General features: G+C 49.2%; 27 protein-coding genes. 14 read left to right on the plus strand and 13 right to left on the minus strand.

Annotated features, from left to right (window positions below):
- Nucleotides 1–185 precede the first annotated feature (185 nt).
- Complete coding sequence (locus ACO5JD_RS04330) at nt 186–725, plus strand: ATP cone domain-containing protein (protein ID WP_484987895.1); 540 nt, start codon at nt 186–188, stop codon at nt 723–725.
- A gap of 196 nt (nt 726–921) precedes the next feature.
- Here the strand turns inward: ACO5JD_RS04330 and ACO5JD_RS04335 are convergent, their stop codons facing one another.
- Together ACO5JD_RS04335 and ACO5JD_RS04340 are read right to left on the minus strand one after the other, a co-directional pair.
- Nucleotides 922–1,170, minus strand: a complete 249-nt coding sequence (locus tag ACO5JD_RS04335) for an AAA family ATPase (protein WP_484987897.1) — start codon at nt 1,168–1,170, stop codon at nt 922–924.
- A 732-nt stretch (nt 1,171–1,902) separates the two neighbouring features.
- Nucleotides 1,903–2,292, minus strand: a complete 390-nt coding sequence (locus ACO5JD_RS04340; protein WP_484987899.1) for a hypothetical protein — start codon at nt 2,290–2,292, stop codon at nt 1,903–1,905.
- 461 nt (nt 2,293–2,753) lie between these two features.
- Between ACO5JD_RS04340 and ACO5JD_RS04345 the strand changes: the two genes are divergently transcribed.
- The gene (locus ACO5JD_RS04345; RefSeq protein WP_484987901.1) at nt 2,754–4,886 is read left to right on the plus strand and encodes a DUF6630 family protein; all 2,133 of its coding nucleotides are present in this window, start codon (nt 2,754–2,756) and stop codon (nt 4,884–4,886) included.
- Between the two features lie 104 nt (nt 4,887–4,990).
- Here the strand turns inward: ACO5JD_RS04345 and ACO5JD_RS04350 are convergent, their stop codons facing one another.
- Nucleotides 4,991–5,113 (minus strand): hypothetical protein, encoded by a 123-nt coding sequence (locus ACO5JD_RS04350; protein WP_484987903.1) that lies wholly within the window; start codon nt 5,111–5,113, stop codon nt 4,991–4,993.
- A gap of 55 nt (nt 5,114–5,168) precedes the next feature.
- Between ACO5JD_RS04350 and ACO5JD_RS04355 the strand changes: the two genes are divergently transcribed.
- The 7 genes from ACO5JD_RS04355 to ACO5JD_RS04385 are packed head-to-tail and all read left to right on the plus strand — an operon-like array spanning nt 5,169 to nt 9,362.
- Entirely contained in the window at nt 5,169–5,432 is a 264-nt protein-coding gene (locus tag ACO5JD_RS04355) for a pyridoxamine 5'-phosphate oxidase family protein (RefSeq protein WP_484987905.1), read from the plus strand.
- Between the two features lie 6 nt (nt 5,433–5,438).
- Nucleotides 5,439–5,831, plus strand: a complete 393-nt coding sequence (locus ACO5JD_RS04360; protein WP_484987907.1) for a 4Fe-4S binding protein — start codon at nt 5,439–5,441, stop codon at nt 5,829–5,831.
- 9 nt (nt 5,832–5,840) lie between these two features.
- Complete coding sequence (locus tag ACO5JD_RS04365; RefSeq protein WP_484987909.1) at nt 5,841–6,386, plus strand: ABC transporter permease; 546 nt, start codon at nt 5,841–5,843, stop codon at nt 6,384–6,386.
- Nucleotides 6,364–7,176: a glycine betaine ABC transporter substrate-binding protein gene (locus ACO5JD_RS04370; protein ID WP_021626710.1), complete on the plus strand. Its 813-nt coding sequence runs from the start codon at nt 6,364–6,366 to the stop codon at nt 7,174–7,176. The genes ACO5JD_RS04365 and ACO5JD_RS04370 overlap by 23 nt, the downstream gene beginning before the upstream one ends.
- Nucleotides 7,173–7,952 carry an ATP-binding cassette domain-containing protein gene (locus ACO5JD_RS04375; protein ID WP_484987911.1) on the plus strand — a complete coding sequence of 260 codons (780 nt, stop codon included), beginning with the start codon at nt 7,173–7,175 and terminating at the stop codon, nt 7,950–7,952. The genes ACO5JD_RS04370 and ACO5JD_RS04375 overlap by 4 nt, the downstream gene beginning before the upstream one ends.
- A gap of 9 nt (nt 7,953–7,961) precedes the next feature.
- Nucleotides 7,962–8,975, plus strand: coding sequence for a zinc-binding dehydrogenase (locus ACO5JD_RS04380; RefSeq protein ID WP_484987913.1), 1,014 nt, complete (start codon nt 7,962–7,964; stop codon nt 8,973–8,975).
- 6 nt (nt 8,976–8,981) lie between these two features.
- On the plus strand, nt 8,982–9,362 hold the full coding sequence (locus tag ACO5JD_RS04385; RefSeq protein ID WP_021626713.1) for a winged helix-turn-helix transcriptional regulator: 381 nt from the start codon (nt 8,982–8,984) through the stop codon (nt 9,360–9,362).
- A 141-nt stretch (nt 9,363–9,503) separates the two neighbouring features.
- Here the strand turns inward: ACO5JD_RS04385 and ACO5JD_RS04390 are convergent, their stop codons facing one another.
- Nucleotides 9,504–10,496 carry an alpha/beta hydrolase gene (locus tag ACO5JD_RS04390; RefSeq protein ID WP_484987915.1) on the minus strand — a complete coding sequence of 331 codons (993 nt, stop codon included), beginning with the start codon at nt 10,494–10,496 and terminating at the stop codon, nt 9,504–9,506.
- Nucleotides 10,497–11,327: 831 nt separating this feature from the next.
- On the opposite strand from ACO5JD_RS04390, the gene ACO5JD_RS04395 reads away from it, so the two are divergent.
- Nucleotides 11,328–12,260: a magnesium transporter CorA family protein gene (locus ACO5JD_RS04395; RefSeq protein WP_484988076.1), complete on the plus strand. Its 933-nt coding sequence runs from the start codon at nt 11,328–11,330 to the stop codon at nt 12,258–12,260.
- 1 nt (nt 12,261) lies between these two features.
- Here the strand turns inward: ACO5JD_RS04395 and ACO5JD_RS04400 are convergent, their stop codons facing one another.
- The 6 genes from ACO5JD_RS04400 to ACO5JD_RS04425 form a co-directional block, all read right to left on the minus strand.
- Entirely contained in the window at nt 12,262–12,405 is a 144-nt protein-coding gene (locus ACO5JD_RS04400; protein ID WP_484987917.1) for a hypothetical protein, read from the minus strand.
- Nucleotides 12,405–12,701 carry a type II toxin-antitoxin system RelB/DinJ family antitoxin gene (locus ACO5JD_RS04405; protein ID WP_021626717.1) on the minus strand — a complete coding sequence of 99 codons (297 nt, stop codon included), beginning with the start codon at nt 12,699–12,701 and terminating at the stop codon, nt 12,405–12,407. Before ACO5JD_RS04405 ends, ACO5JD_RS04400 begins: the two co-directional genes overlap by 1 nt.
- 159 nt (nt 12,702–12,860) lie before the next feature.
- On the minus strand, nt 12,861–14,552 hold the full coding sequence (locus ACO5JD_RS04410) for a hypothetical protein (protein WP_484987919.1): 1,692 nt from the start codon (nt 14,550–14,552) through the stop codon (nt 12,861–12,863).
- A 30-nt stretch (nt 14,553–14,582) separates the two neighbouring features.
- Entirely contained in the window at nt 14,583–15,368 is a 786-nt protein-coding gene (locus tag ACO5JD_RS04415) for a metal ABC transporter permease (protein WP_484987921.1), read from the minus strand.
- The gene (locus ACO5JD_RS04420; protein WP_021626721.1) at nt 15,361–16,038 is read right to left on the minus strand and encodes a metal ABC transporter ATP-binding protein; all 678 of its coding nucleotides are present in this window, start codon (nt 16,036–16,038) and stop codon (nt 15,361–15,363) included. Before ACO5JD_RS04420 ends, ACO5JD_RS04415 begins: the two co-directional genes overlap by 8 nt.
- 8 nt (nt 16,039–16,046) lie before the next feature.
- Complete coding sequence (locus ACO5JD_RS04425; RefSeq protein WP_484987923.1) at nt 16,047–17,066, minus strand: metal ABC transporter substrate-binding protein; 1,020 nt, start codon at nt 17,064–17,066, stop codon at nt 16,047–16,049.
- 584 nt (nt 17,067–17,650) lie between these two features.
- Between ACO5JD_RS04425 and ACO5JD_RS04430 the strand changes: the two genes are divergently transcribed.
- Nucleotides 17,651–17,866 (plus strand): hypothetical protein, encoded by a 216-nt coding sequence (locus tag ACO5JD_RS04430; RefSeq protein WP_484987925.1) that lies wholly within the window; start codon nt 17,651–17,653, stop codon nt 17,864–17,866.
- Between the two features lie 215 nt (nt 17,867–18,081).
- Here the strand turns inward: ACO5JD_RS04430 and ACO5JD_RS04435 are convergent, their stop codons facing one another.
- Together ACO5JD_RS04435 and ACO5JD_RS04440 are read right to left on the minus strand one after the other, a co-directional pair.
- Nucleotides 18,082–18,753, minus strand: a complete 672-nt coding sequence (locus tag ACO5JD_RS04435; protein WP_484987927.1) for a transaldolase family protein — start codon at nt 18,751–18,753, stop codon at nt 18,082–18,084.
- Between the two features lie 54 nt (nt 18,754–18,807).
- Complete coding sequence (locus ACO5JD_RS04440; RefSeq protein ID WP_484987929.1) at nt 18,808–21,222, minus strand: glycyl radical protein; 2,415 nt, start codon at nt 21,220–21,222, stop codon at nt 18,808–18,810.
- 107 nt (nt 21,223–21,329) lie between these two features.
- Here ACO5JD_RS04440 and ACO5JD_RS04445 point away from each other — a divergent pair, with 107 nt between their 5' ends.
- Nucleotides 21,330–22,238, plus strand: coding sequence for a glycyl-radical enzyme activating protein (locus ACO5JD_RS04445; RefSeq protein WP_484987931.1), 909 nt, complete (start codon nt 21,330–21,332; stop codon nt 22,236–22,238).
- Nucleotides 22,239–22,313: 75 nt separating this feature from the next.
- On the opposite strand, the gene ACO5JD_RS04450 is transcribed toward ACO5JD_RS04445, so the two are convergent.
- Nucleotides 22,314–23,060: a DeoR/GlpR family DNA-binding transcription regulator gene (locus ACO5JD_RS04450; RefSeq protein ID WP_484987933.1), complete on the minus strand. Its 747-nt coding sequence runs from the start codon at nt 23,058–23,060 to the stop codon at nt 22,314–22,316.
- An 86-nt stretch (nt 23,061–23,146) separates the two neighbouring features.
- On the opposite strand from ACO5JD_RS04450, the gene ACO5JD_RS04455 reads away from it, so the two are divergent.
- Nucleotides 23,147–23,746, plus strand: coding sequence for a metal-dependent hydrolase (locus ACO5JD_RS04455; RefSeq protein ID WP_021626729.1), 600 nt, complete (start codon nt 23,147–23,149; stop codon nt 23,744–23,746).
- 491 nt (nt 23,747–24,237) lie between these two features.
- The gene (locus ACO5JD_RS04460) at nt 24,238–26,160 is read left to right on the plus strand and encodes a C69 family dipeptidase (protein WP_484987935.1); all 1,923 of its coding nucleotides are present in this window, start codon (nt 24,238–24,240) and stop codon (nt 26,158–26,160) included.
- Nucleotides 26,161–26,178 lie beyond the last annotated feature (18 nt).

The raw sequence follows: 26,178 nt of genomic DNA on the forward strand, positions 1-26,178 counted from the left end.
AGTAAAACTATTTTCTCTGCTATGTCCTTTAAGTTGTAACAACTATATATAGTGGTTTGGTTTCGTATATGCTCCTAAATATTGCGTATGCTGGCTTGAAAAGCAGAAAGCTATGGTATTGTAGTCACCGTTATTTTTTGGCCTAATCGGAGCAGATATGCTCCGCTTTGTAGCATGGGGGATACATGCAAATTATTAAACGCAATGGCTCGCAAGAGGAGTATGACTCATCCAAAATTGCGCGTGCAATAAAGAAATCCTTTGCAGCAACTTCGACCAAGCTCGCAGAAGATGAGATTGCCAAACTCGTCTCACAGATTGAGAGACGCATGGCAGAAGAAAATGCTACAAGTGTTGAGCACATCCAAGACCTTGTAGAAGAAGTGCTGATGCGTGAGGGACATTTTGCGCAGGCAAAGTCCTACATTTTGTATCGGTCACGTCGTACGGAACTTCGTCAGCAGCGCCAGGAAATCGCGGGATTGGTGGACGATGAGGGTGTTGACGCGCTCATATTGCATATGCAGCACGATTTTCTGGATGAGCAGTACTCGACCTCTGCTTTGCTTAATCGTTTTAGAGGATTTCTTACAGAAGATATGGCTTATCAACAGCGTCTTGAGGCGCTGGTGCGTGCAGCTGTAGAGCTGACAAGCAAAGAAGCACCCAAGCTCAGAAACGATGCAATCCTCTCTAGAAGTGCAGCATCGGTCACCTTGCTCTGACCCTGGATTCTATCTCTGTTAAGAATGTCTCTTGTCACTACTGCATCATAAAGACTTAAGAAATATGCAGAATGAGCTTGTTTTGTCGTAGCCAAAGATGCAATGGTAGGCATGCCGCCGTACGTTAAATAACGCTCAAGAACATCATCAAACAAGATGGGCTGTCCGCATGGTGTTTATGGCGGTCTGCTATCCCTCAATCCGCTGGGGGCTCATCAATGAAGATGTAGGTTTTGCTCTCTAGTTGGATCCTATCTCTAAAGTAGGTATATAGCTCATCCTCTGTCGCCGCTGAGCATATCTTGCTTTCCAGATTGAGAGAAACGAGGGCGGCTGGCGCAATGCCTTCCGAGCCGAGTTTATCCTGTACCAATCTGAGCAGACTTGACTTTCCACAGCGTCGGATACCAGTAACTACTTTGATGAGGTCCGTATCGCGAAACATGATCTAAAGGAGTGCAGTCATAGAGTATTCTGCGTCAAAGATGCTCCTTGGCAGTGTATTATACGCCACTACGTGCGCGAACTTGTCCTGCTGCGCCCTCTTGGAATGAGATGGCAATGTATCGTTTTGCAGTGGGGCAACGGGCCTCTTCTGACCCCTCTTCGCTCTGAGAGTCGATGTGCGTCATTTTAGGATGATATTGAATAAAATATTTATACTTGAAATGTAGACACAGCTCTTCTACCTGCAAGTTTGTGAACCTTACAAGATGCGACAAAACACGGGAAAATAGCTGCCTTTCAAAATAGGTCTTCTACCAGCAGAAATGCTGCAGTACAAAAACGGGGCAATGGCGCATATCGGCCCTCAGAGCGAAGAGGGGTCTAAAAACCCGCCTTTCGAAGGATGGTGGCTAGACAAGTCACAGAACCCCATCGCCTAGAAGAGCACAACCTGCACATAGTTTAAATTTCGAGATAGATAATCATAAAAGAACGTGCATATTTCTTATCGCAATTGTTCAGTTTTGACTTTCATGCGAGTAAATTCGTCAATACAGATTGAGATACTCGGGCCTAGCTATGAGCCCGCTTTATCTCATAATTGCTCCCAAAACTCAAATATTTTTTGATTTTGGGAGTATAAACATAATAGAGCCGGTTGGAACTGGCACTCAGTGTGGCTTGGTCAACGATATTTAGGAGCTGACATGCTTGAGGGCGAGAATCCTGACTACTTTGACGACCCCACGTACACCACCTTTGCTGACCTGCATATGAAGAGAGCCTCTACATTACCGAAATTGTAAAGCGACTTTGCGGCAGCGAGAGGATGAGGGCGGCGATTCTCGATGATTACGAGCGTCTGCGGCACATCCTCGAGTGGCAGGTCTTTGGCATTGCGCCGACCGAAATGATCTACCAGATAGCTGCGCACTACATCCTGGGGCCGCACGATAAGATCGGCGAGGGATGCGTTGTGAACTTTGCGTTGGCTGACATCCAAATGGCTGCTATGCGTACCATGCTCGTTAGGGATGCAATACCTTCCGCCACCTCGATGAGGCAGCCAGTCAACATCTGAATCCTCAGCCGAATTTATGTCTGGCTCTTGCACTATCATGGTCTGGGCGATGGGATATCTGGCTTTCGAACGAGGACGGAAGTGCTTTTATGTCCAGCAAGAACGGAAGCACGCGGAGGCGGCAGAGGAGAGCGCGCAAGGAACGCGAGCGTACCAGAAGACGTGACCATCGTACGAAATTCCCGCAATCCAGATGGGGAAGGATGTGTGGGTCCAAACGCGCGTATGATACGCGCTTGGATGCGCTGCTCGTTGCGACACGCCTTGCAGGTACGAGCAAAACGGCATATTTGAGGGCATATAACTGCCCATACTGTGGCAAGTGGCATCTAAGCTCTCATCCCGATTGGGGGTTGCCATGAGGTGTTCCGCATCTGCCAACACACAAGGGATGAGATCATGCGGATGGGGTCCTGCCGCACTTGAATATCATGAGTGAGATGTGACGAGAGGAACAGGCCAGTCCGCCGCTGCGAGAAACTATATAAAGTGAGGTTTTCATGACAAAAGAGGAACGTGCTATCAAGTGGTTCGAAGACGTGCCTGGCGCAGGACAGCTTTCCGTGGAAGAGAGGATGGGAATCTGCGATCGCGTCGCGCGAGGGACGATGTTCGTCTTTCTTCTGCTTCTCGTGGCAGAGCTCGCTATTCTGCTCTTTGCAGGTGGCGGAGCCGTCTTCGATTGGATAGCAGGCGCGATAGACCACTTCGCTGCATTCCACGATGGCTCGGGGCAGTATGGGTTCCAGGCCCTGTATGGTGCAATCTTTTGCCTGCCCCTTCTTGTGTTGCCCATCGCTGCCGGATCGGTCTATCGCAAAAGTCGAATTAGGACCATGGTAGAGCGGGCATGCTCTGGCAAGACCAATGGATCGTTTGCACGGGCAGTACCAGCACAGGAGGACCAGGCGGGTGTATCGCAGGACGGTATGGGTGCTGCTGTGGGTACGGTAGACGCAGGCGCAGAGGCCGACTGGCTGAGCCGTTGGGAGGAAGTCAAGGCGCGATTCGACTGCAGAGCCGACCTGGAATCCTACTTCAAAAAGCAGAAGGTCGGAGAGGCTGACTTGGACGTTCTTGATCTGGGCACGGTGCATTTCCCGACCGGGCGCGTGGTCGCTTGCGACCCCCTGGTCGTGCTGGGCGAGGCCACACCTTATATCCAGACGATTCCGGCAGGATCATATCCGGTCAAGCTCAGCGTCTCCGACAGTGACCAGGGTATTCGCTACGCCTGTGCCAAGGTAGAAGTCAGCAGCAAGATCCCGGTTCGCTATGAGCTGGCGATGACGGGAAGGGAGAGGCTGGATCAGGAGTTTGACGAGGGCGACTTCTTCGGCTTTGGTGTCGACGCCGGTATGGCCTGCATTGTGGACGAGGCGACGCAGACAGCCTTCCATGCATATTGGCAGAAACGCGAAAGCGAAGACGACAGCATCGACCCCTTCAACGATCTATTCAGTGACCTCTTGGAGGAGAGTTACAAGAGGCATCCAAAATATCAGAGTGAGCTGGGGGACTGGCTCAACTGGCGGATTCCGGGAACCGACTGCGACTTGCCGATTTTCTCATCCGGCTTTGGGGATGGCTACTACCCCGTCTACTTCGGCTACGATGCAGCGGGAAAGGTCTCGGGCGTCTACGTGCACCTCATCGATGTCGAAGCGGAATTTGGCAAGGATAGCGCAACGGAGGATACGGCTAACTCCTCGGAGAAGACATATCAAACCTGGACGATGGAGGTTGACGAGGCGGAGCAAGTCAACCCTTCGATGGGGGAGATAGAGCGTCAGCTGGATGCAATAAAAGCCGGCGATGCGGAATTCATGATCCTGACACCATCGGAGCCAATCCCAACCAAGGATGATGGTTATGTGTGCAGTTTTGCGCAGGTCTGTTGGGATGATGATTCGGCGCAGTTCCACTTCGAAGTTAATATTGCGCATGTGGGACAGGAATCCAGCTCCGTTATCTATGGAAAGGACGGGGTAAGCGCGGGAGTGGTACAGGAGCTGCTCCACGGACTTCTGGATGATGGTGTGGTTCCGAACGTTCGAGACTGGGAAGTCATCGTAGAGATAGGGCCGAATAAGGAAGCTGCGAAACCAGCGAGAGCTGCCACGTCAATGGAGAAAGACGCCTCCTCCTACCAGAGAATAATCGAGCTTTTGGTAGATGATGTGGCGTCGCTGTCCAGGCTGGAGTCCTGCCTCAAGGATCCGCAGGAATACTTCCGAGCGAACTCAGACCGCTATGAGGACAGGGGCTTTGAGGGGGACGAGGCGGACGACAAGATCGTTTGGATTGGGATCGCCGACGAGATGATCGTCACCGGTGCGGCTATCGAGCTGGACTGGAAAGAAGAAAGGGATGAGTTCGCGCAGCAGATGAAAGCGCTGTCGGATAGGCACCACCTTGAGTTAAAGATAGAGTGGCTGAAAGAAGAGGGTGACATTCCAACGTGGTGCAGCATCCTTGACGAAAAATGGTTGCAGCAGGGGTTCTGCGTCGCGTCGATGGACATCGACAGCGACAGCTACATCCTGTTTGTGTGCATGAGGGAAACACTGGAGAAGGTTGCGGCGCTAGGCAAAGAGGTCCACCACCGCTTTGACCTCGCAAAGAACATGTGAGCCAGGCATCGGTGAAATAGCGAACCAAGCGCAGCGAGAGAACCCCATCAACGGCTCCTCAAATCACATGTGAGCAGGGCAGGACATACAGGGGCCGAACAATGTTACTCATCTACCAGTGAAATTACGACTGGAAGCCGGAGCAATGCGGGGAACTCTTCGATGATCTCGCCGAGGTTGCTAAGACGGGCTATGAGGTGAGATTGTCCATCATCAATAGTTACCAAAAGGTGCCTACTTCCTATGGGAAAGCATGGAGTTGATAATATCGGGACACGACACATGCATAGCAAAAGATCAGTGACCACCATTGGCGCGGGGAATGAGGCTCAGATGCAGGCAAACGATTTGCTCAAGATGCTTCGAGACATGCGAGATGTCTGCTTTGCGACAGTGGATGAGAAGAACCTTCCGCAGATACGCGTTATCGATATCATGCTCGTAGAGGATGGAAGAATCTATTTTTGTACTGCGCGCGGTAAAGACTTCTATGCCCAGTTGCTTCGACGTCCGCAGGTGGCGATAGCCGGCCTTAACAAGGATTGACAGTCCGTGCGGCTGAATGGCGAGGTGAAGCGCGTTCCCAACGAACTGCAGCATCAGACAATTGACCGTATCTTTGAGCAGAATCCTTCTATGGAGGGCGTGTATCCAGGGAAGAGTCGTTATATCTTGGAGGCGTTTTTCCTTGATTCTGGCGGGCTCGAGCTTTTTGATTTGGGTTGTACGCCTATCTCCAGACAAGTTTTTGGTTTGGGTGGCACCGCACCCCGCGAGCGCGGCTTTAAGATCACAGATGCCTGCATTGGGTGTGGAACGTGCCAGAGGCTGTGCCCGCAGCATTGCATTGAAGCTGGGGTGCCCTTTAGCATTCACCAGAAGTCCTGTCTGCACTGTGGCTATTGTTTTGAACTCTGTCCTGCCAAAGCTATCGTGCGCCGATAGGAGATTTTCATGCTTGGATCTATGTGGAAACTTCTCACCAGTCGGGCGACGTTCTTTGGTGAGCTTGTAGCAGAGCATCTGGCTATTTCTGGTCTGGCTATCGCCATCGCTATTGTGGTGGGTGGTATCTTTGGCATGATCATGGCGGAGCGCCAGCGCATCGCCAAACCATCCCTTGCGGTGGTCAACTTTCTCTACACTATTCCTTCCATTTCGATGCTGGGCTTTCTGATTCCGCTTTCGGGTGTTGGCAATGCGACGGCAGTCATAGCGCTTACCGTATATGCGTTGCTTCCTATGGTGCGTGGCACCTATACGGGTCTTACTAACGTTGACCCTAACCTTATAGAGGCGGCGCGTGGTATGGGGTCCACCGATGGACAGATTATGCGTCGTATCAAGCTGTCTTTAGCACTGCCTTATATCATGAGTGGCATACGTAGTATGGCTACTATGACCATAGCGTTGGCCGGCATTGCCTCGTTTATTGGCGCTGGCGGCGATCATATTCGCATTGGCACCCATCACGAACATGACCATCCATGTAGCAACTAAGCCCATGACCGAGCAATACATCATGGGTTACATGCTCAAAGACCTTATTGAACAAAATAGTGATTTGACCGTTGAGCTCACCGAGGGTGTGGGTGGTGGTACCTCAAACATAGAACCGGCCATGGAATCGGGTGAGTTTGACATCTATCCCGAGTACACGGGTACCGCCTGGAATGCTGTGCTCAAGCGTGAGGATGCCTATTCAGAAGACAAGTTTGGACAGTTACAGCAGGATTATGCGGATAAGCTTGGCTTTGAGTGGCTAGGGATGTACGGCTTTAACGATACCTATGGCCTTGTGGTGCGCAAAGAGATTGCCGAGCGTTATGGCGTCCATACCTACTCTGACCTTGCAAAACATGCAGATAAATTAACCTTGGGTGCTGAGTATGACTTCTTTGAGCGTAAGGACGGCTACCAAGCGCTGTGTGATGCCTATAGCATGAGCTTTGGCAATACTATGGATTTGGACATTGGGCTTAAATATCAGGCACTTGCCGACGGTCAGATTGATGTCATGGTCGTATTCACCACAGATGGCCAGCTAAGCACTTCGGACTCAGTGGTCCTTGAAGACGACCGTAGCTTTTTCTCATCATATCTATGCGGAAATGTGGTCCGTACACAAGTGCTTAGGGAGCATCCTGAACTCCGGCAAATCCTTTCAAAGCTCGATGACACCATTACAGATGCAGATATGTCTGCTATGAACTATGCAGTGGAAAGCGGAGGCGCCGAGCCTGAAGACGTTGCGCGCACATATCTCGAGAAGAAAGGTCTCTTGCTATGAGCGAATTTGCTGTCATGAACGAGCTCGCCGTCGAGTCGGCTGCCGAGAAGGACATAGCCATACGGTTCCAGCACGTGAGCAAGGAATACGATGGTAACGTGGCGGTGAACAACATTTCCTTTGACATCTTTCGCAGTGAGTTTGTCTGCCTCATAGGATCGTCAGGCGGTGGCAAGACTACTCTCTTGAAGATGGTAAATGGCCTTATTGAACCAACTTCAGGAGACGTTTTTGTAGATGGGAAGAACGTTCGTGATCAGGATCTGATTCTTCTGCGCCGGAACATCGGCTATGCCATTCAAGGGAGCGTGCTCTTTCCTCACATGTGCGTTGAGGAAAACATAGCATATGTTCCAAGCCTTTGGAATGGTGATGATCACACACGTACCAAGGCTGCAGTGCGCAAGTGGACGGGCATTGTCGGGCTCGACGAGAGCTTGCTCGATCGCTATCCCGATGAGCTCTCTGGTGGCCAGCGCCAGCGCGTAGGCATAGCTCGCGCACTTGCTGCTTCACCAAGCATCTTGCTTATGGATGAACCCTTTGGAGCTGTGGATGCTATCACACGTTCTCAACTCCAGCGCGAGCTGAGACGGATCTTTGACGAGACGGGCATTACCGTAGTCTTCGTGACACACGATATCCAAGAGGCGCTTCGTTTAGCCACAAAAATCGCTGTGGTAGACGGTGGTGTGCTGCAGCAGTACAGTACGCCCGAGGAACTTGTGGCCCATCCTGCTACAGATTTCGTGCACCGCCTCGTTGCAAGTAGGTAGGGGAGATCCATGAACAAGTCATGTACCACGAACCTGCCGTACACCATGCGTGCAATCGTCATACATGAGCCTGGCGGTCCTGAGAAGCTCATAGAAGAGACACTTCCGGTTCCCGAGTTGCGTTCAGGCTGGCCTCTGGTCCACATAATGGCACGTGGGCTCAATCATTCCGAGGTCTTTACGCGTCAGGGGCTCTCACCTTCGGTACAGTTTCCCCGTGTATTGGGGATAGAGTGTGTAGGAAAAATTGCCCTAAGTACGGACGAGAAACGCTTGCCCATGGGACAGCATGTGGTATCGCTTATGGGGGAGATGGGTCGTGCCTTTGATGGCAGTTATGCTGAGTATGTTCTCATCCCTAACGAGCAAATCTACCCTGTAACCTCAATGCTTCCTTGGGTAACGCTCGCTGCCCTGCCCGAGACCTACTACACTGCCTTTGGGTCATTCAAGAATCTTCGCCTTGAGGACGGACAGTCCGTACTGGTCAGAGGTGCAACAAGTGGCGTTGGTGTTGCATTTGCGCAGCTTGTACGGGTGGCATTTCCGCACGTTCATCTCCTAGGGAGTACAAGATCGGCCAAGAGGACTGTCTCGCTGCTTCAAGCAGGTTTTGATGAGGTCGTACTTGATGTAGACGGACATGTGCAGCTTGAAGGGCGACAACTCGATCGTGTGCTTGAGCTTATAGGTCCCGCCACACTTAAAGATAGCTGTCGTGTTGTGCGTGAATACGGCATTGTATGCAGTACAGGGCAGCTTGGTGGAGCGTGGTATATGGATGGCTTTGATCCCATCGTGGACCTTCCGCCCAATGGCTATATCACAAGCTTCTATTCGGATAACGTTGACCAGTTGCACCTGGATGAACTCTTCTCATTTGTTGAGCGCGAACATGTTGACGTTGTGCCCGTACGGGTCTTCTCGCTTTCACATATGGCAGACGCCCATGCGTTTCTTGAGGACTCAGATGGCTTTGGGAAGGTTGTCGTGGTCAATGATGAAGAAGATTCTAGGAGGTAGATAGCAATGTGCGCAGCTGCAAATGAAAGTTTTACCGAGTATCGCAATGACGCTCGTCCACATCGCTCTGATCTGCCTGCCTGCCCTGTGGAGACAACTGCCCAGCTCATAGGAGGCAAGTGGCGACTTCTTATCATGCGCGATCTTCTTTCCCAACCCATGCGCTTTCGCGAGTTGCAACGCTCGGTGGGAGGTATCTCCCAGAAGGTGCTCACGAGTAATCTGCGTGACATGGAGAAGCATGGTCTGATAGTGCGACGAGTGTTTCCCGAGGTACCACCGCGTGTTGAATACAGCCTGACAGAGCTAGGGCAAAGCTTACGCCCTATTATTGATGCTATGCGAAATTGGGGCTTGAACTATCAAGGGATGGCGCTTGAGGATTAATATGCTTATCTACGTGTCTATCAGCAAGATGCTTGTGCCACAAATCTAATTGGCACGGCCAGTATCTGCATCGTGTAGGCTCAGGCTCTGGATCGTGCATAGTATGAGTGACTCAGCTAGTCCTTCACAGGAATCGTGACATCATTTGAGATACTCGGCGTAGAAAGCGGCTATCTTGTTCCAGGGGATGAGGTCGCTGTTCGGACCTCCGTCGTAGAGGTCGGTGTGAACAGCACCGGGGATGATCATGAGCTCCTTGTTAGCGGCGTAGGGGCTGCCCTCGGTCATCTTGGTGTACTCGTCGCGGCTGAAGTAGCAGCTGTGGACCTTCTCGCCGTGAATCATGAGTACTGCGCTTTCGATCTCGTTTGTGTAGCAGCAGATGGGCTGGTTGATGAAGGACATGCAGCCGATCGCGTTCCAGCCGTTCGTGGAGTTAAGAGAGCGGGGATGGTAACCGCGAGGCGTCTTGTAGTAGTCGTGGTAGTCCTTCACGAAGAAGGGTGCGTCCTCGGGCACAGGGTCTACAACACCGCCTGCGCGCGAGTACACGTCGGATGCGTATTCAGTGGTACGCAAGGCGTTGAGCTGGCGCTTCATGACGTTGCGCACCTCTGCACTATCTCCGGAGTCGAAGTAGCCGTTGGCGTTCACGCGGCTCATGTTGTACATGGTGGAGGTCACGGTCGCCTTCACGCGCGTGTCGAGTGCCGCGGCGTTGAGGGCCATGCCGCCCCAGCCGCAGATGCCGAGGATGCCGATCTTCTTCAGGTCGACGTCGTCGCGGTTGCTGAGGTAGTCAATTGCTGCTTGGAAGTCCTCGGTGTTGATGTCGGGTGAGGCCATGTAGCGGGGCTGTCCGCCGCTCTCGCCGGTAAAACTCGGGTCGAAGGCTATGGTCAGGAAACCGCGCTCAGCCAGCGTCTGGGCGTAGAGGCCGCTTGACTGCTCCTTCACGGCACCGAAAGGGCCTGCGATGGCGACGGCGGCAAGCTTGCCTTGCGCGTCCTTCGGTTTGTAGAGGTCCGCTGCTAGCCAAGTACCGTAGCGATTATGAAACTCGACCTTCTCGTGGTCGACCTTTTCGCTCTTTGCAAAGACCTTGTCCCATGCGGGGGTCATTTCGAGGTGCATGTTCGCTTCCTGTCCGTTTGCGTGATCTTTTCGATATTAAGACAATCCTGCTCTTGAATTCATACAATTACAAGTACTCACCTCGCATACGTTTCGCAGCTATCAATGATGAATTCTCCAATAGCTCCAGTGATAAGGGAAGAAAGTCATTGCCGAATGTATATGGCTTCTACGTCGGTAATACCTACCGTGGTGTTTGCCCTACTATATAGGTTAATTTTTTAATCTTGAATCTCTTAATTCTGCTCATTTGTATTTGTGTGGATAGATGGGTAATTACTGTAATACGACATCTTGACGCAATACGTGCTACAGCGCGGGACTGTAATACACAAAACAGTTTACGATTCATCAGCTCCATCGGAATTGGATTCATAATTTATCAGCGGGCAGCGAATTAGGTTCATAGTTCCCCACCGACACAAAATTTACCAGGACATTTGTAAAGCAAAACGAGAAAAACAAACCCTTTGCGAGTAGGGATGAACGGTGGCTTTTCCCGCACTACCACAATTTCGATAGATGGTTCGTTTTTCGAGCTATAGAAAAATGTGACCTGCGCGTTTATGCTTGCTTACCCCGAAACTTGAACCATTTGCGGTTTGTGTTTGTGGGTTATATTTGCGGTTTGTACCCCACCTGTGCTTTAAGCAGAGAAACTTGCCTGTGCTGGAAAGTATGTGTCTAAGTTCTGCTCTCATACGAATAGCCACCCATTTCTTGGGCAACGAGAAATAGGCGGCTTTCCTGTGCTAGGCTTTCTTTGCATGAAATGGATGCCGTCACCGATATTTTGATGACTTGCAGATGGGGAGGTATGCGTTGATTGAGATGTTTCGAACTGAAGGTCGCGTAACCTCACCAGTGGATGATATGGGTGATGGCAGTTGGATAAGGTTAAGCGCGCCAACGCTTGATGAAGTAGATACGATTGCTGATGCCTTTGGGCTTGAGCGCGATGATGTGCTGTCTGCGACTGACCTTGAGGAAAAGGCGCGTGTGGAGTATGAGGGTGACACCATGCTGATATTGGTCGATGTACCCTCATCGGGTGAGATCCATGGTGAGCAGGCACGCAACACAGTGCCTCTCTGTATTATTCTGACCAAGTCGAATGTTATTACGATTTGCTCGGAGCGTTTTGCTCTGCTGGATGATTTTTCATCAGGCAAGGTATGCGGGTTCTCGACTTGGCGACATAGCCGCTTTGCTTGCAGTATTTTGCTGCGTTTAGGTGTGTTTTATCAGCAGGTGTTGGTAGATATTGACCGTAAGCGACTTGCTCTTGAAGGGAGAATGGATCGTAACATCAACGAATCTGACCTTTTTGATTTGCATGCTTTAGAGTCATCGTTGGTATACCTATCAACCTCGTTGCAGGGTAATGCCAATGTGCTTGGACGCCTGCGTCGTTCGTCTCGACTTCTGCGGCATGAAGGGCTTAATGAAGTGCTTGAAGATGCTGTTATGGAGCATCAGCAGGCAATTGAGATGGCACAAATTTATCGCAACGTTATTGATGGTACGCGTGATCTGATGTCTTCGGTAATGGATCTGCGCCTTAATGAGGTTATGCGCCGTTTAACAGTCATCACTGTTGTACTGTCAATTCCGACAATTATCTCGGGTTTTTATGGTATGAACGTCGATACACGTTGGATGCCTTTTGCCAATACCGTACACGGTTTTACCCTGATTAGCTTACTTACCGTGCTTGTTTGTTGGTTACTTATTATTCTGCTCAAGAAACGCCGTGTATTTTGATTTAATCATTGGATTTCAACATATCTTGCAAGATGGAGATAACTTTTTGCGGTCTCAGGAATAAAAGCATATCAGCAATATAGTCTCTGAGCTCTCTTAAGTCCTCTTCAGCATCAGGTGTGATGATGACTTGATAGCTATCCATTAGGGAAGCTCCTGTTCAAGATCAGCAAACACGTCTTGATAAGCTCTACCTTGCTTCGCTTTGGATTGCTCGTAGCTATGAGCAAGTTTCGCACTCAATCTTTCTGATGTCATTTCATCTGCAGTCTCTGGAATGGATGGGAGTGTCAGGGGAAATGGGACACCGTGTCTGTAGATAATCTGGCGGTAGAGTGAATTGATTACTACAGATGCTGGTATACCAAGCTGCTGCAGTATAGCCTCTGCCTCATTTTTCACATCATATTCAACGCGTGCGCTGACCGTTGCATCTTTCATAAAATACCTCCTACTTTGTCTATATTTTGTACTGCATTGTTTTGCTGATTGCAATACAAATAATGTAAGTAAAACAGTTTTGATGCTAAGTCATAAGAAAAAAGGGAGGAACGTAAAGCTCCTCCCTCATCTAGTAGCTATTCAACTCCTAGTGGCTTATTAGTTTTTGCCGGCTAGCGCCTTGAAATTGTAGGTCTTTCCATATACGACAACGGTGCCATCATTGTTGAAGACAATATCCTTTAGCTTTACATTGGGAAGCTCAAAGAAGGCATCATTAAACTCGTCTTCGCTCATACCGTAGAGCGCGCTGTACTTGGCGATTATCTCTTGGTCGCTCATGCCCGCGTTAGGACTTTTAGACTCTGCTTGTTCGATTGCAATGCCAGGATACTTTGACTCGGGGTTGGAATAGACGCTGGTATAGCTGCCATCCTCAAAATAGACGACCCAGCAGCCCTTGTTAACCTGTACGATGCGGGTTGCCTTCTTCTCGATCTCTGGGGCTTCCTTTTCGTCCTGATTGTTATTTTCGGCTGGTTTTGTCTCATTCTTATCGACAGTTGCGGCATTTCCCCAGCCGTTTTTACCTTCGGGTCGTGCCTCGGGGTGGAGCACCAAATACTTGAGGGTAGCAACAACATCGCGGGCATTATCAGAACCAAAGGTAGAACCACCATCACGGCAGAACTGAATGATGGTATCGATACTGACATAGTGGTAGTGATCATAGTGAGGAATGACAAAAGCATTGCGACTCTTGTCGAAACGCGTGGTGTGAGTTGCACCGCCGTAGCTAAGTTTGTCTAAAGGTACGATTAGCTTTGCTTCCACATCATCGTATTCGAAACGCTCGTTATCTTTTACAGGGTCAAAATGCTTACCGTGAGTGGGATCGTACTCTTCAATCTTGATATCAGGGTAAAGATTGCTGGGGTCATCGCGAGTAATGCTTTCGGTACCATCAGCATGACGCAAATGCCAGTGATCTTCGTGATGTTCGATACCCACGATGCGTTTGGGGTCATTGGGATCCTGCTTGATAGGGGTTACTTTAGTTTTGCTTGGCTTGTTAGGTTTGCCATGCTCACCAATATAGTTTTCGATTTTGATATTGGGGAAGATACGCGCCGGATTGTCATGTGTGATGAACTCGCTACCATCCTTGGTATAGGCATGCCAATGATCACCGTGTTTGGCGATGCGAACGATAGGCTGCAGGGATAGCTCGCGCAAGCCTACGACACGAACAATGCTTAGGCCGCCAGGTAGTTTGGGCAGACTCTTGTTTTGCTTTGCGCCTGTGGTGCTGGCTTTGGTTTTGCTGGTCCTTGCCTGCTGGATATTGAGCTTGGAGCTACTGTGATCAGCGTGAGAACCCGTGTAGGTACCTACTATTGCATGAGGGTAGTAGGGGCGAGGGTCAGTGTAAGTTACAAACTCAGAGCCGCCAGCAGTAAAAATATGCCAGTGATTGCCGTGCTGGAGAATTTTGACCACGGTGTTAGGATCGATGTTATCGAGCTCCTTGCCCGTGACAACCTTGGCAGTCTTTTTGAGGTCACGAGAACTTTTTGCCTTGGCAGGGTCGGTATAAGTGATAATTTCACGACCGTCTTTGGTAAAGACATGCCAATGATCACCGTGCTGAACCACCTTCACAATCTCGTTGGAGTCAACTTTGGAGTCGATTAAGACCTCAGTAGTGTGGTCTACTTGGAAGTTCTGAGTTTTCTTTTGGATTGCTGCGGAAGCTTCTTTTTGGTTTTGGGCAGCAGGAGAAGTGGGTTTTTGACCGTAGCTACAAGCGCTCGCGGCAAGCGCGAGACAAAGGGCACCAGAAAGTGCCACTTTCTTTGGATTATTTATTTTTGGAAGTTCCTAACGTTTTTTCACAATCAAACTAATAATGAGAATAAAGACGCTAATCAGTACAATTACCGCACCGGGGCGCAGGTTGTAGTAGTACGAAATAAATAAACCTGCATACACCGAAATGAGCGAAATGACGATGGCAATAGCCAAAGTACCTCTATAGGTGCGACCCAGCTGCATAGCGCCAATGACTGGTACAACAAGAAGTGAAGATACGATGAGTGAGCCGATGGTCTTTGCGGCGATGGAAACCGTAATGGCTACCATAAAAGAAAATGCAAAGCTTAAGGTCTTTGCCTTGATGCCAAGAAGTGCTGCGGCTTCGGGATCGAGCACACTGAGGTATAGCTTGTCATAAAGTAGACGATAAGCAATGACAACGACACAGGCAATAATGATGACGAGGTAAAACTCCATATCACTAATGGTCACGATGGAACCAAAAAGATAGGAGCTAATGGAGTTACTGTTACCCGCGAGGCTAGTAAAGATGCCTGCCAGGCCAATTGCTGTAGCAAGTACGATAACAGCAGAAATTTCTTGATAAGCTTTGAGTTTGCTGCTCATGAGTTCGGTTGCAAGACCTGCAATAACGCAGGCAGCAATAGATCCCAGCAATGGATTAAAACCAAAGCAAAGACCTGCAGCAACGCCAGCTAGCGAAGCATGTGAAAGAGTATCACCCATCATTGATAGGCGCTTGAGTATGATAGGAAGACCAATGCAAGGCAAGATAATTGCCAAAATACTGCCTACCATAAAGGCACGTTGCATAAATTCATACTTAAACAAGGCCTTCCATGCCTCCCTTCCACAGCTTGGGGTCCAGTTCAGAGCAGCTACCGTTTTTAAGACGAACAACTCTGTCGACAAAATTCGTCGCCTCAGCCGGGTGATGTGTTACTAGTACAATCGCGCGTCCTTCATCGGCAAGCCCGCGTAAAATCTGATAGAGCTCAGCTGAAAAAATCTTGTCGATTCCTGAGGTTGGTTCGTCAAGAAGGATGAGACGAGCGTCTTTTGCTAGTGCCAAAAGGAGTCCTACACGCTGAAGCTGACCACCCGAGAGTTCACTGAGGCGGCGATTTGCGTGATCTTCAAGTTCTACTGTCGCTAGAAGCTCGGTAATGCTTGCCTTCTTTTTAAGATGGCGAAGCTCAATGCGCACTACTTCTTCAACCGTAGTGGGAAAATACTTGTAGCCCAATACTGCATTCTGTGAAACATAGGCAATGTCGCGATAGTGATTGTCGATGGCGTGGTCGTCACCAAAGAGACTTATTTTGCCGGAGCTTGGTTTGAGCCTGCCCAAGATTAAATTCATCAAGGTAGACTTGCCAACACCATTTTCACCAATAAGGGCCAGGAACTGCCCTGCATCAACTGAGAGGTTCAGCTGATGCAGGACGGATTCCTGTTCGTACGAAAAACTTAAGTCGCTGATAGCTAGCGCGTTTGCCATAAGAAAATCTACTTATCGAAAGACTTCATAATCATGTCAAGATTGCGTTCCATGAGGCCAAGATAGCCAAGGTCCTTTTCCTCATCGGTAACGCTTTCCATAGTATAGATGCTGGCAGTCTTCACACCGGTATTTTTTGCGAGAGTTTCAGCAACCTTGGGAGTTGCGGTGCCCTCAAAGAAGATCGTGCTGACCTTGTGCTGCTTAACAAAGTCGGCAATTGTGGCAAGCTGCTGAGCAGAAGGCTCGTCTTCGGGGGAAATACCAGTTACTGCGACCTGCTTTAGACCATAGTCATTGGCAAGATAGTTGAATGCAGCGTGTGAAACGATGAGGTAACGCTGGTCTTCAGGGACAGAAGAAATCTTCTCCTGGAACTTCTTATCGAGAGCATCAAATTTGGCAGTTGCTTCATCAAGATTCTTTTTGTAGTACTCAGCATTGTCAGGATCAATTGCGGAGAGCTTCTCGTAGATAGCGTTGAGCTCCATCTTTGCATTCTTGATGCTTAGCCATGTATGGGGGTTGATACCACCGTGGTGATGATGGTGGTGCTCATGCTCCTCGGACTCCTCATCATGATCCTCGCTGCCGGAGTGCTCATGCTCTTCTTCCTCATCGTCTTCGCTTTTGAGTAGGGTGAGGCCTTCAGAAAGATCAAGGAACTTGTTGTCATCTTTGGCAGTCTCTTTGAGGTCGCCAATGAAGGATTCCATTCCCGCACCGTTATAAATGATGAGATCTGCTTCGGAAATTTTGCCCATTTCAGAAGCCTGGAGTTCAAAGTCGTGAGGCTCTTGGTTGCCGGTGATAATCATTTCGATGTTCATCTTGTCGCCGGCGATGGTTTTGGTGAGGTCATAGATGGGGAAGAAGGTCGTGTAGACGGTCTTTTTTGCACCAGACTGGGCGGTAGTGCTGCCAGAACCTGCAGCTTGCTTGCCAGAAATACCACAGGCTGTCAAGGGAAGAGCTAGAAGGACTGCTGCTAATGTAACTGCTAGCGTTTTACCGAATTTCTTGTGCATCATATCTCCTTGCACGTTCGTCTGATTCTCATTTTGAAGTGATTTTTGAGCTGCTCAGACAAGTAATTCGGCACTCAAGTGGGTGACAAATTTAAAAGTAAGCTCAATTCGAATTCGAAAATGAGAATTAATATTAAATTGGTCTGAAGTAGGTTAGCACAGTTGAGGGATAAAGACATTGGTCATTTTTTAAAAAGTTAAGTCCATAAAACATTCGCTTTTCTGCCGTGTGTTGGTGTGCCGTGCGGGTCACAATGAATACGACGAGTGTAGTCAGCCTTCCACAAACGGTTCAAAACCGTCCCTGGCTTCCGCAAACAGCGCCGCATCGCCCTCAACCCTCCGCAGACGGTTCAAAACCGTCGCTCTGCTTCCAAAGTGCTGCTCAATTTTTTACTGAGGGTGCTTTATGAACCCTCTGCAAATAAAAAGGTGCATTGTGAACCCGTTGTCTTGCATTTCTCACAGACGGTTCAAAACCGTACCAAACGGCTCGAGAAACCCCAGATAAAAACTAGCGCAAGGGCGCATTTTGAATCCGACGCAAGTAAAAGGATGCATTATGAACCGCCTGTGGGGGAAGCATGGTTGGAAAGGTGCATATTGAACCCGTTGCGGCCACTTTTTCACAGGCGGTTCAAAAGCGTACCGAGTGTGCGAGAAAAGGCCAGGTAAAAATTGGCGCAAGGGCGCTTATTGAACCCGATGTGGGTAAAAGGGTGCTTATTGAACCCGATGTGGGTAAAAAGGTGCGTATTGAACCGGATGTGGGGAAGGCGCAGGTAAAAGGTGCATGTTGAACCGCCTGCGGAGGAAGGCGCGTCCAGAAAGGTATTTGACAAATCGCTTACAGAAGATGGGTGCGGTTGAAAGAGTGATGTACGAATTGCCTCCCAGTCCTTGGATGTGAGGAATGGGAGGCAATTTGGGGTTGCGATTATGGCCATGGTTGGCAATAGTCAAGTATCAAGCAGTGCACATGAGATGCAGAAAGCAGTGCAAAAGGCGTCGAAAATTACGCTTCGAAAGTATTGCGACCGTAAGCCTTCTGCCAGTTGGCAGAAAACTCGTCAACAGCGATAGTGGTACCAGGGTGATCAATCATGGCACGGATGACATCGGGAGCAACGGTCAAAGCGGGGCAACCTGCGGCGAGCAACTGATGTACCTGATCGACATTTTTGAAGGAAGCAGCGCAGACCTTGGAGTCGATGTTATAAATTGCCAGCGTATCCACGAGCTCGGCTACCTGACCAACACCATCACCATAGTTGCACATACGATTGACATAAGGAGCCAGATAATCCGCGCCAGCCTTGGCTGCCCAGAATGCCTGGTCGGGCGAATAGATACCCGTGGCCAAAATATTGATGCCCTCTGCCTTGACGGCAGGTATTGCCCGCAGACCCTCGCGACTCACAGGAATCTTGACTAACATGTTTTTGCCGCCACGTAAAGAAGCGATCATACGAGCCTCTTTGAGGATTTTCTCATAATCGGTGGCAATTACCTGCACAAAGACCTTTTGATCTTCGCTGAGTTCCTCAAAAATATCAGCAAGCGCCTGTTCGGGAGACTTACCCGATTTAGTGAGAATAGTGGGGTTGGTTGTTACGCCATCAATAGGAAGAATGGCATTGAGTTCCTTGATGTCTTCGATGTTTGCGCTATCGATAAAAAATTCCATGAGACCCCTCCGTTTTGCCTGTGTGCCTACCGCACAACTCAAACCCTATCTTACTTATATTGCCTGTTCGGTACGCCCAATAATGTCATCCTGTGTTGCTTTTGAAAGTGCGTTAAAGAAGGCACTATAGCCAGCTACGCGCACAATTAAGTCCTTGTGGTTTTCGGGATGTGCCTGGGCATCAAGCAGAGTTTCGCGGGAAACCACGTTGAACTGTACATGATAGCCATGCAGGCGGTTAAAGAAGGTGCGTAGCATCATCTCGAGCTTTTGCTTGTTTTCCTCGCGAGAAAGCATCATGGGTGTAACTTTTTGATTGAGCAAAACACCACCGGTAATCTTTTCAGTAGGAAGTTTGGTGATGGATTTAAAGACCGCCGTGGGTCCCTGCTTGTCACAGTTGTGAGCAGGACTACAACCCTCGGCGAGAGGTGCATGTGCGTGACGCCCGTCGGGGGTTGCCATGGTGCCCATACCTTGGCCAACGTTTGCGGAAATAGAGCTTGTGCCAGCGTAACGGATGCCGCCAACAGGTCCACGCATATAGCGGGTCGAAGGATAATGCTCAATCTCTTGGATATAAGGCTCGTAGGCCTCGACTGCAAGCTGATCGACATAGTCATCGTCGTTGCCATACTTGGGAGCATTTTCAATGAGCAACATTTGAATGCGCTGGCTCTCTTCAGATTGGAAGTCGTCGAGGATGGCATCCCACAACTGCTGTGTAGTGATGGCTTTCTCTTCAAAGACAAGTTTTTTGATAGCAGCAAGACTATCTGCCATGTTGGCAAGGCCTACCTGCAATCCAGAGATAAAGTCGTAGACGGCGCCACCTTCTTTAATAGTTTTGCCGCGAGCAATACAGTCATCGGTGAGCGCCGAGCAAAGCACGTCGGGCACATCGCGTTCGGAAGCCTTGTCGATAAAGTTCTCAACAATGACAGAGTAGCGAGTCATCTCGCGAATCGTGCTATCCCACGCGGCAAAGAGCTCATCGTAGCTTTGCATATCGGTGAAGTGACCATAGTCTTTGGTGAAGCGTCGACCGCTCGTGAGATCCACACCACCGTTCATTGCGCAGAGCAACAGGCGAGGGAAGTTGAGATAACTCATGCCAGTGCAGCGATAACCCCACTTGCCAGGAACCGCAGTCTCAACGCAGCCGATTGCAGAATAGTTATAGGCATCTTCTTCGGCGACGCCCCAGTTGATAAATGAGGGGATGATGACTTCGTCGTTGTTGAGAGCGGGCATACCAAAGCCGAGTTTCATCACTTCAACGCACTCGTCTAAGAATTTCTTGTCGATATTGGCGTGATAGCGCACAGTGAGATTGGGCTGGGTCAGGCGGGTTTGTGCAACTGATTGCAGCACAAGATAGGACAGCTCATTAACTGCATCTTTGTGCTCGGTGGTTTGGCCACCAATAGTGACGTTTTGGTACATGGGGCTGCCAGCTGAAGATAGTGTATGCGATTGACTGCGGATTTTTTGGACAGTCAGAGACTTAATCCAGAGATTAGTAAGCAGTTCAAGCGCTTCGTCGCGAGTGATGGCGCCGTTTGCAAGATCTGCTTGGTAATAGGGCAGCATGTACTGATCAAAACGGCCATAGGAGAGTGAGTGGCCGTTGGACTCAATCTGTAGCAAAACCTGGGAGAACCACACGGTTTGAATGGCTTCGCGGAAGCTGTTTGCGGGTTCATAGGGAACCTTGGCGCAAATCTCACTCATACGGGTAAGCTCTGCTTTGCGGATAGGGTCGGTCTCAGCTTGAGCAAGTTCAAAAGCAAGAACGGCATAGCGCTGAGCCCAGCGACGGGTGGCCTCAATCACAATGAGAACGGCACGATAAAAGGCCAGCTTATCAACGGATTCGGGATCGGTGAGATCGAGCGCTTCTTTGGCTGCACGCGCGCGTTCCTCATAGCCGCGCAGGCCCTCGCGCAGGAGGCGGGCATGATTGATGGCGAGGTGAGCATCACCTGCATTGAGTTTACCCTCCATGCCAAAAAGACCCGTCTCCATAAAGACTGAAACCTCATCGGGAAGCAGAGCCATACCGCGATCGCGTAGAGTGTTGTTTTCCCAATATGGTGCAATCTCACGAATACGAGCTTTGTCTTCGTTGGTTACGTAGAAAACATCGCCGTCACGCTTGTCAAAAAGGTCTAGCTCATCCATGACAAAGCCTAGCGTGTACTCGGGAAACACTGGTGCATTGCAGTTTTTGCTCGCTTGATTTCCTGCGAGCAGCGTTTTGTCCTCAATGTAAATGCTCATGTTGTCCAAAATATGAGCAAAAGAGAGAGCACGGCGGAGAACGGGAGGCTGGTTTGTGCTCTGCTTGTAAGACTCAGTGCACAGAACAGCACGCTCAGCGTCAACAAAGGGCTTTTCATCGAGCACTTCTTCGCGGAATGCCTGCATGCGTGCAGTCAAAGAACCAAAGTGCTTGGAATTCTCCATGACCTGCTCCATTTCATAAAAAAGCTTGAAAACTTTCGAACGTAAGTTTATGATAACAAGTCAAGAGGGGCTGTCAAGCAAAAAAACAAGTTGTGCAGAGGATATATATGCAGTTGGCAACCATATTTAACATCCAAAAATTCAGCCTTAATGATGGCCCTGGAATTCGCACGGTAGTGTTCCTTAAAGGTTGTCCTTTACATTGTTTTTGGTGTTCTAACCCCGAAAGCCAAATGCGCCGTCCGCAGTTGGAGTGGAAGGCGGACGTCTGCGTTGAATGTGGTGTTTGTATAGCTGCCTGCCCACAAGCAGGGCTGTCAACAACAACAGGTAAGCGGCACGTAAATATAAACGCAGTTGATGGCTCATCTGAACTTGCAAAGCAGATGGTAGATGCATGTCTAGGACGTGCGCTGTCCTTGGTGGGAAAGGCGCAGACAACCGAAGAGGTTCTCAAAGTCTGCCTGCAGGATAAGCCTTTTTATGAAGACTCGGATGGTGGCGTTACGTTGTCTGGCGGCGAAGCAATGCTTTGGCCTGAGTTTGATATTGAGCTCCTAAGTCTATTGCAAGCTGAGGGAATAGATACGTGTATCGAGACCGAAGCTTACGTTTCAAACAAGGTCTTTTCTGCAGTGGCGGAGCATCTTGATCACCTGCTGATTGATCTTAAACATGGAGATCCATGTGCGCATAAGCGCGGAACAGGTGAGACAAACGAGTTGCCCCTAGAAAATATTCGTTGGGCACAGGAAGCGGGTAAGGATGTGCTGATACGAACGCCGGTTATCCCCCGCTTTAATGACTCAGTTGAGGATGCAAAGTGTATGGCAGAAATTCTTGCTGAGTTGGGACTAGAGCGTGTGCAGTTGCTGCCTTTCCACAACTTTGGCGAAAGTAAATACGCTCTGCTTGAGCGCAACTACCAGCTATCAGGAGAAAAAAATCTCTCAAGTGATGACTTGGTATCCTATGTTCAAGCGTATGAAAGCGCAGGAATACACGCTTTTTTCTAGTTTCTTTGTTCGTCCGTTAGGTAATTAAATACCGACACATGGGCGGAGACGCGGCGTCTTGTGTTGAGCGAGCTGTTAGGCAAGTGCAATATGAATGCCGAGTTTTTTGACTTTGCGACGGTCGGCAGCACTGATGCCAGCGTCAGTCACAAGATGTATTGGCTTGTTTTCAAAGCGCAAAGGTACCGCTCCATATTGGTGAAACTTTTCGGATTCAGTCAGTACAACTACTTGGGCTGCTGATTCTGCCATGGCAAGTACTGCTTCAGCGCGGAATTGATCCCCGTTGGTAAATCCTATGCCGTCAAGCCAACCATCAGCTCCAATAAAAAGTCGTTCTATAGCAAAGGACTTTACGCAGCTACGCAGAAGCGGACCTACGGTAACCTGAGAATCACTTTGGACAGTACCACCCAGTAGCACTGTTGTGATATTGGGGGAGTCACGCACATACGTGCTGATAAAAACGCTATTGGTGATGATGGTGACGCCTTGGTGTGTATCCGCCAACTCGCGGGCAAGCAGAGCACAGCAACTGCCACTTTCAATCATGATAGTTGCGCCATCGGATACCGATTCGGCTGCTCGTTTGGCGATGCGAAGTTTTTCTTCATAGTGGTAGGCAAGACGTCCGGCGACATCATTGGGATTTGAAAGCAAAGCAAAGCCGTGTTCGCGTAAAGCAAGACCGCGTGTTTGTAGGGAGTCTAGATCTTTGCGCATGGTAACGGTTGAAACGCCAAAATGCTCAGCGAGAGCAGAAACCTCAATTTTCTTTTCACTGGTGAGCAGCTCAAGAATCTGAGCATCACGCTTGGACATAAAACTCCTATCGAAGGAAAAATGAGCAAAATCACTTTCATATGAAACCATGATATATTTTTTCTTGTAAAAGGTGGTGAAGACGGATGATGGGCAAAACCCACATAAGTGTTGGTATCGCAGCGGCGCTCTTTGTGTCACAGCCAGCGAGTTCTGCCGCCTGTCTTGCCACCGTCCTTGCGGGCGCACTTGGCTCAATTACACCTGATATTGATGTGCACAACAGTCGCAGTCGTGATGCTCTCATTGCTCGTCTTATCGTAGTGGGGCTGGCTATAGTTAGTTTTGGTATTGATCGTGCTTTAGGCGCACAGCTCTGGGCATATATTTCTCAAATTCAGCTTAGCCAACAAGCCATAGGGCTGCTTGGCTTTTTTGGGCTTTGTGCCATTGGCAGATTTACGCCGCATCGGAGTTTTACTCATTCGGTGCTGGCGCTTGTACTATTTTCGTTGGCACTAGGTCTTGTGCTGCCGATGGCAATTCCTGCTTTTGCGGCTGGTTACGCCTCGCATTTGTTGCTTGATTTGCTTAACAAAATGCCGATGAATTTACTATTTCCTTTGGAGTCGGGTTGGTGTCTGCATCTATGCCATGCTGACGGGCTTACCAACAAGGTATTAATGGTTGCTGGTTTGGTGGGCGATATTGTTTTGCTTACCCTTTGTATTGAAAAATTTATCTAGAAATATCCTATTCGTAAGAGTCTAAATTAATAAAGCTCTATCCATATATTTAGTACTTTCCTCTAAAAAGATGCAGTAAGAATTTACCGACATCTGCCGCAGTAAACAGCAATTAGGTTCACTTTTCATCAGCCTCTCAGCAAAAGGGTTCTCAATTCTTTTTTGACGTGACAAAAGACCAGTTGGTTTTTGAGGCAATGATGCTTTAGGAACCTTTTCGAGCTTTCTGCAGTTTTAGGGACCTTTTTTACAAGCCGAACATCTGAAGCAGATACTATCTCATGACTGCGCAAGCTATAAATTCCCCAAACGCAAAGTAACCCTGATTAACTATTTTATCTGCTAATAGCAGCTCACGGAATCTATTGCCCCGCTCACCGTATTGAGAGCAATTTATGCAATATTTCCAAAACGTTTCGCTATCGTGAGCCATGACCGTTTCGCTTTTGCAGAGGAAGCATAAGGCTTCCAAGTTGAGAGGAGACTAGCTCATGCACAAGAAGTTTAGATTCTCTAAGGCAACCCGCGCTCTCATCGTTGCTGCAACTGCAGTATCGATTTCGGGTATTCCCCAGACCGCTCTTGCCTGTACCCAAGTCTATGTTGGCTCCGAACTTACCACTACTGGTGATACGTTCTGGGGCCGTGCTGAGGACTACGCTAACCGTTACCCAAAGGCTTTTGGTATTGCTCCTGCCACCAAAAATGGCAAAGTCATTCAGAGCTACGAGAATGACATCGATCCCAAGGCAAGTTTCTCTTACAAAATTGATGGCCCTACGTTCCGTTATACCTTTATTCGCGATACACCTGACAATTGGACCGAAGCAGGGGATGCAGGTGCCAAGGCTTATTCCGAGGCTGGTACCAATGAGAAAGGCGTCAGTGTTTCCGCAACTCTGACCACCAATATGAACGAAGCTATCGATAAGGTTGATCCTCGTATCGATACGGGTATTGGTGAGTACAGCATCAACGACTTTGTGCTTTCCCAGGCTTCTACCGCTCGTGAGGGCGTTGAACTGCTTGGTAAGGTTATTGATGAGCAGGGATCTCAGGATTGCAACCAGATTGTTATTGGCGATGCAAACGAAACCTGGATCTTTACTCAACTGTCTGGCAAGCAGTGGATTGCCGTCAAGATGGCAGAAGACCAAGCTTCTGTGAATCCTAATATGGACAATCTTAAGTTTGATGTTGACCTTGAGGATAGCAAGAACTGCTTGCACTCTAAGGATCTCAAAAAGGTTGCCGAGGATGCGGGTACCTATGTTGAAAAAGATGGCAAGATGGACGTTGCTGGTTCTTATGGCAGCAGCTCTGAGGATCAGGGTGTAGGTCAAAATACCCGTTATGTCCAGGGGCACCTTTTCTTTGGTGAGCAACTTGCCGAGGGTACCGACTATACCGTTGACAAAGATGGAGCTGTCGCTACCGTTGCCAACTCCACATTTTATGTCAAGCCTGCCGATAAGGTTGATACTTTCACAGCCTTGCGCTCCTTGGGCGCTCGTGGCGAGGGCACAGCGGTAGATGCCAACAAGAATGATAAGCTCTATTCAATTGGTAACAATCGCAACACCGAGAGCCATATCTTCCAGGTACGCAAAGGCTTGGATGCCGACATTGCAACCATTCAGTGGGAGGGTTTGTCCCGCAGTGAGTTCACTCTTTATATCCCTAGTTATTCTGCATTGCTGACTGAAGTCGACCAGGATATCTACCCCAATGAGGTTGCATACGATACTTCTCATGTGGGCGAGAATATGGAGTATAGCAAGGACAAGGATGGCAATAGGGTTGACGATAAGACCAAAGCTGAGTCCAACGAGAAACTTGCTATGGAGGATTCTGGCAAGAAGTACCTGGATTACGATTTGATGGATCTTAATACTCTTGCTTACAACCACCGCAAAGATGTTGCTGAGGGCGTCCATGCATATCTTGATGTCTTGCAAAAAGATATTATTGCTCAGCATGAAACCGTTGATGCTCAGATGAAAGATGTTAAAGACGGTAAGGCTCGTATGGCCTTTGCGAACAAGGCTCATGATGTTGTATCCGAGCAGGCACAAGCCAAGATTCATACTCTGGTACAAGAAGTACGCGACTACCTGAAGGCTGGGGATACCTCCAAACCTTTTGCCGCAAGCGATCTCGCTGAGGGTAAGCTTGCTACTGCTTTGACCTATGCTGATGAGCTAGCAAAATTTGATGCTGATGCTGCTGCTAAGGATGTTGTCGAGCCGGTTGAGGAGGAGAATGTCAAGCAGGAAGCTCCTGCTGAGGGTTCCGCAGACAGCAAGAAGGCCGACGAGACACGCTCTGTGCCCGCTGGCGTTATTGGCGTCATCATTGCTGTTGTAGTAGCAATTGCTGGTTTTGTTGTTTACCGTGGTCGCAATAAGGAGTAGCAAAGATATTCCGCTTTA

Source organism: Olegusella sp. (genome assembly GCF_057238325.1).

What these genes read in the sequence shown, in the direction of transcription:
- ACO5JD_RS04435 (WP_484987927.1), bottom strand. Translation starts at nt 18,753, where the DNA reads ATGGAATTTTTTATCGATAGCGCAAACATCGAAGACATCAAGGAACTC.
- ACO5JD_RS04430 (WP_484987925.1), top strand. Translation starts at nt 17,651, where the DNA reads ATGGTTGGAAAGGTGCATATTGAACCCGTTGCGGCCACTTTTTCACAG.
- ACO5JD_RS04405 (WP_021626717.1), bottom strand. Translation starts at nt 12,701, where the DNA reads ATGAAAGATGCAACGGTCAGCGCACGCGTTGAATATGATGTGAAAAAT.
- ACO5JD_RS04380 (WP_484987913.1), top strand. Translation starts at nt 7,962, where the DNA reads ATGAACAAGTCATGTACCACGAACCTGCCGTACACCATGCGTGCAATC.
- ACO5JD_RS04375 (WP_484987911.1), top strand. Translation starts at nt 7,173, where the DNA reads ATGAGCGAATTTGCTGTCATGAACGAGCTCGCCGTCGAGTCGGCTGCC.
- ACO5JD_RS04445 (WP_484987931.1), top strand. Translation starts at nt 21,330, where the DNA reads ATGCAGTTGGCAACCATATTTAACATCCAAAAATTCAGCCTTAATGAT.
- ACO5JD_RS04355 (WP_484987905.1), top strand. Translation starts at nt 5,169, where the DNA reads ATGCATAGCAAAAGATCAGTGACCACCATTGGCGCGGGGAATGAGGCT.
- ACO5JD_RS04395 (WP_484988076.1), top strand. Translation starts at nt 11,328, where the DNA reads ATGTTTCGAACTGAAGGTCGCGTAACCTCACCAGTGGATGATATGGGT.
- ACO5JD_RS04425 (WP_484987923.1), bottom strand. Translation starts at nt 17,066, where the DNA reads ATGCACAAGAAATTCGGTAAAACGCTAGCAGTTACATTAGCAGCAGTC.
- ACO5JD_RS04400 (WP_484987917.1), bottom strand. Translation starts at nt 12,405, where the DNA reads ATGGATAGCTATCAAGTCATCATCACACCTGATGCTGAAGAGGACTTA.
- ACO5JD_RS04330 (WP_484987895.1), top strand. Translation starts at nt 186, where the DNA reads ATGCAAATTATTAAACGCAATGGCTCGCAAGAGGAGTATGACTCATCC.
- ACO5JD_RS04365 (WP_484987909.1), top strand. Translation starts at nt 5,841, where the DNA reads ATGCTTGGATCTATGTGGAAACTTCTCACCAGTCGGGCGACGTTCTTT.
- ACO5JD_RS04420 (WP_021626721.1), bottom strand. Translation starts at nt 16,038, where the DNA reads ATGGCAAACGCGCTAGCTATCAGCGACTTAAGTTTTTCGTACGAACAG.
- ACO5JD_RS04340 (WP_484987899.1), bottom strand. Translation starts at nt 2,292, where the DNA reads ATGATAGTGCAAGAGCCAGACATAAATTCGGCTGAGGATTCAGATGTT.
- ACO5JD_RS04345 (WP_484987901.1), top strand. Translation starts at nt 2,754, where the DNA reads ATGACAAAAGAGGAACGTGCTATCAAGTGGTTCGAAGACGTGCCTGGC.
- ACO5JD_RS04450 (WP_484987933.1), bottom strand. Translation starts at nt 23,060, where the DNA reads ATGTCCAAGCGTGATGCTCAGATTCTTGAGCTGCTCACCAGTGAAAAG.
- ACO5JD_RS04460 (WP_484987935.1), top strand. Translation starts at nt 24,238, where the DNA reads ATGCACAAGAAGTTTAGATTCTCTAAGGCAACCCGCGCTCTCATCGTT.
- ACO5JD_RS04440 (WP_484987929.1), bottom strand. Translation starts at nt 21,222, where the DNA reads ATGGAGAATTCCAAGCACTTTGGTTCTTTGACTGCACGCATGCAGGCA.
- ACO5JD_RS04390 (WP_484987915.1), bottom strand. Translation starts at nt 10,496, where the DNA reads ATGCACCTCGAAATGACCCCCGCATGGGACAAGGTCTTTGCAAAGAGC.
- ACO5JD_RS04335 (WP_484987897.1), bottom strand. Translation starts at nt 1,170, where the DNA reads ATGTTTCGCGATACGGACCTCATCAAAGTAGTTACTGGTATCCGACGC.
- ACO5JD_RS04385 (WP_021626713.1), top strand. Translation starts at nt 8,982, where the DNA reads ATGTGCGCAGCTGCAAATGAAAGTTTTACCGAGTATCGCAATGACGCT.
- ACO5JD_RS04370 (WP_021626710.1), top strand. Translation starts at nt 6,364, where the DNA reads ATGACCATCCATGTAGCAACTAAGCCCATGACCGAGCAATACATCATG.
- ACO5JD_RS04455 (WP_021626729.1), top strand. Translation starts at nt 23,147, where the DNA reads ATGATGGGCAAAACCCACATAAGTGTTGGTATCGCAGCGGCGCTCTTT.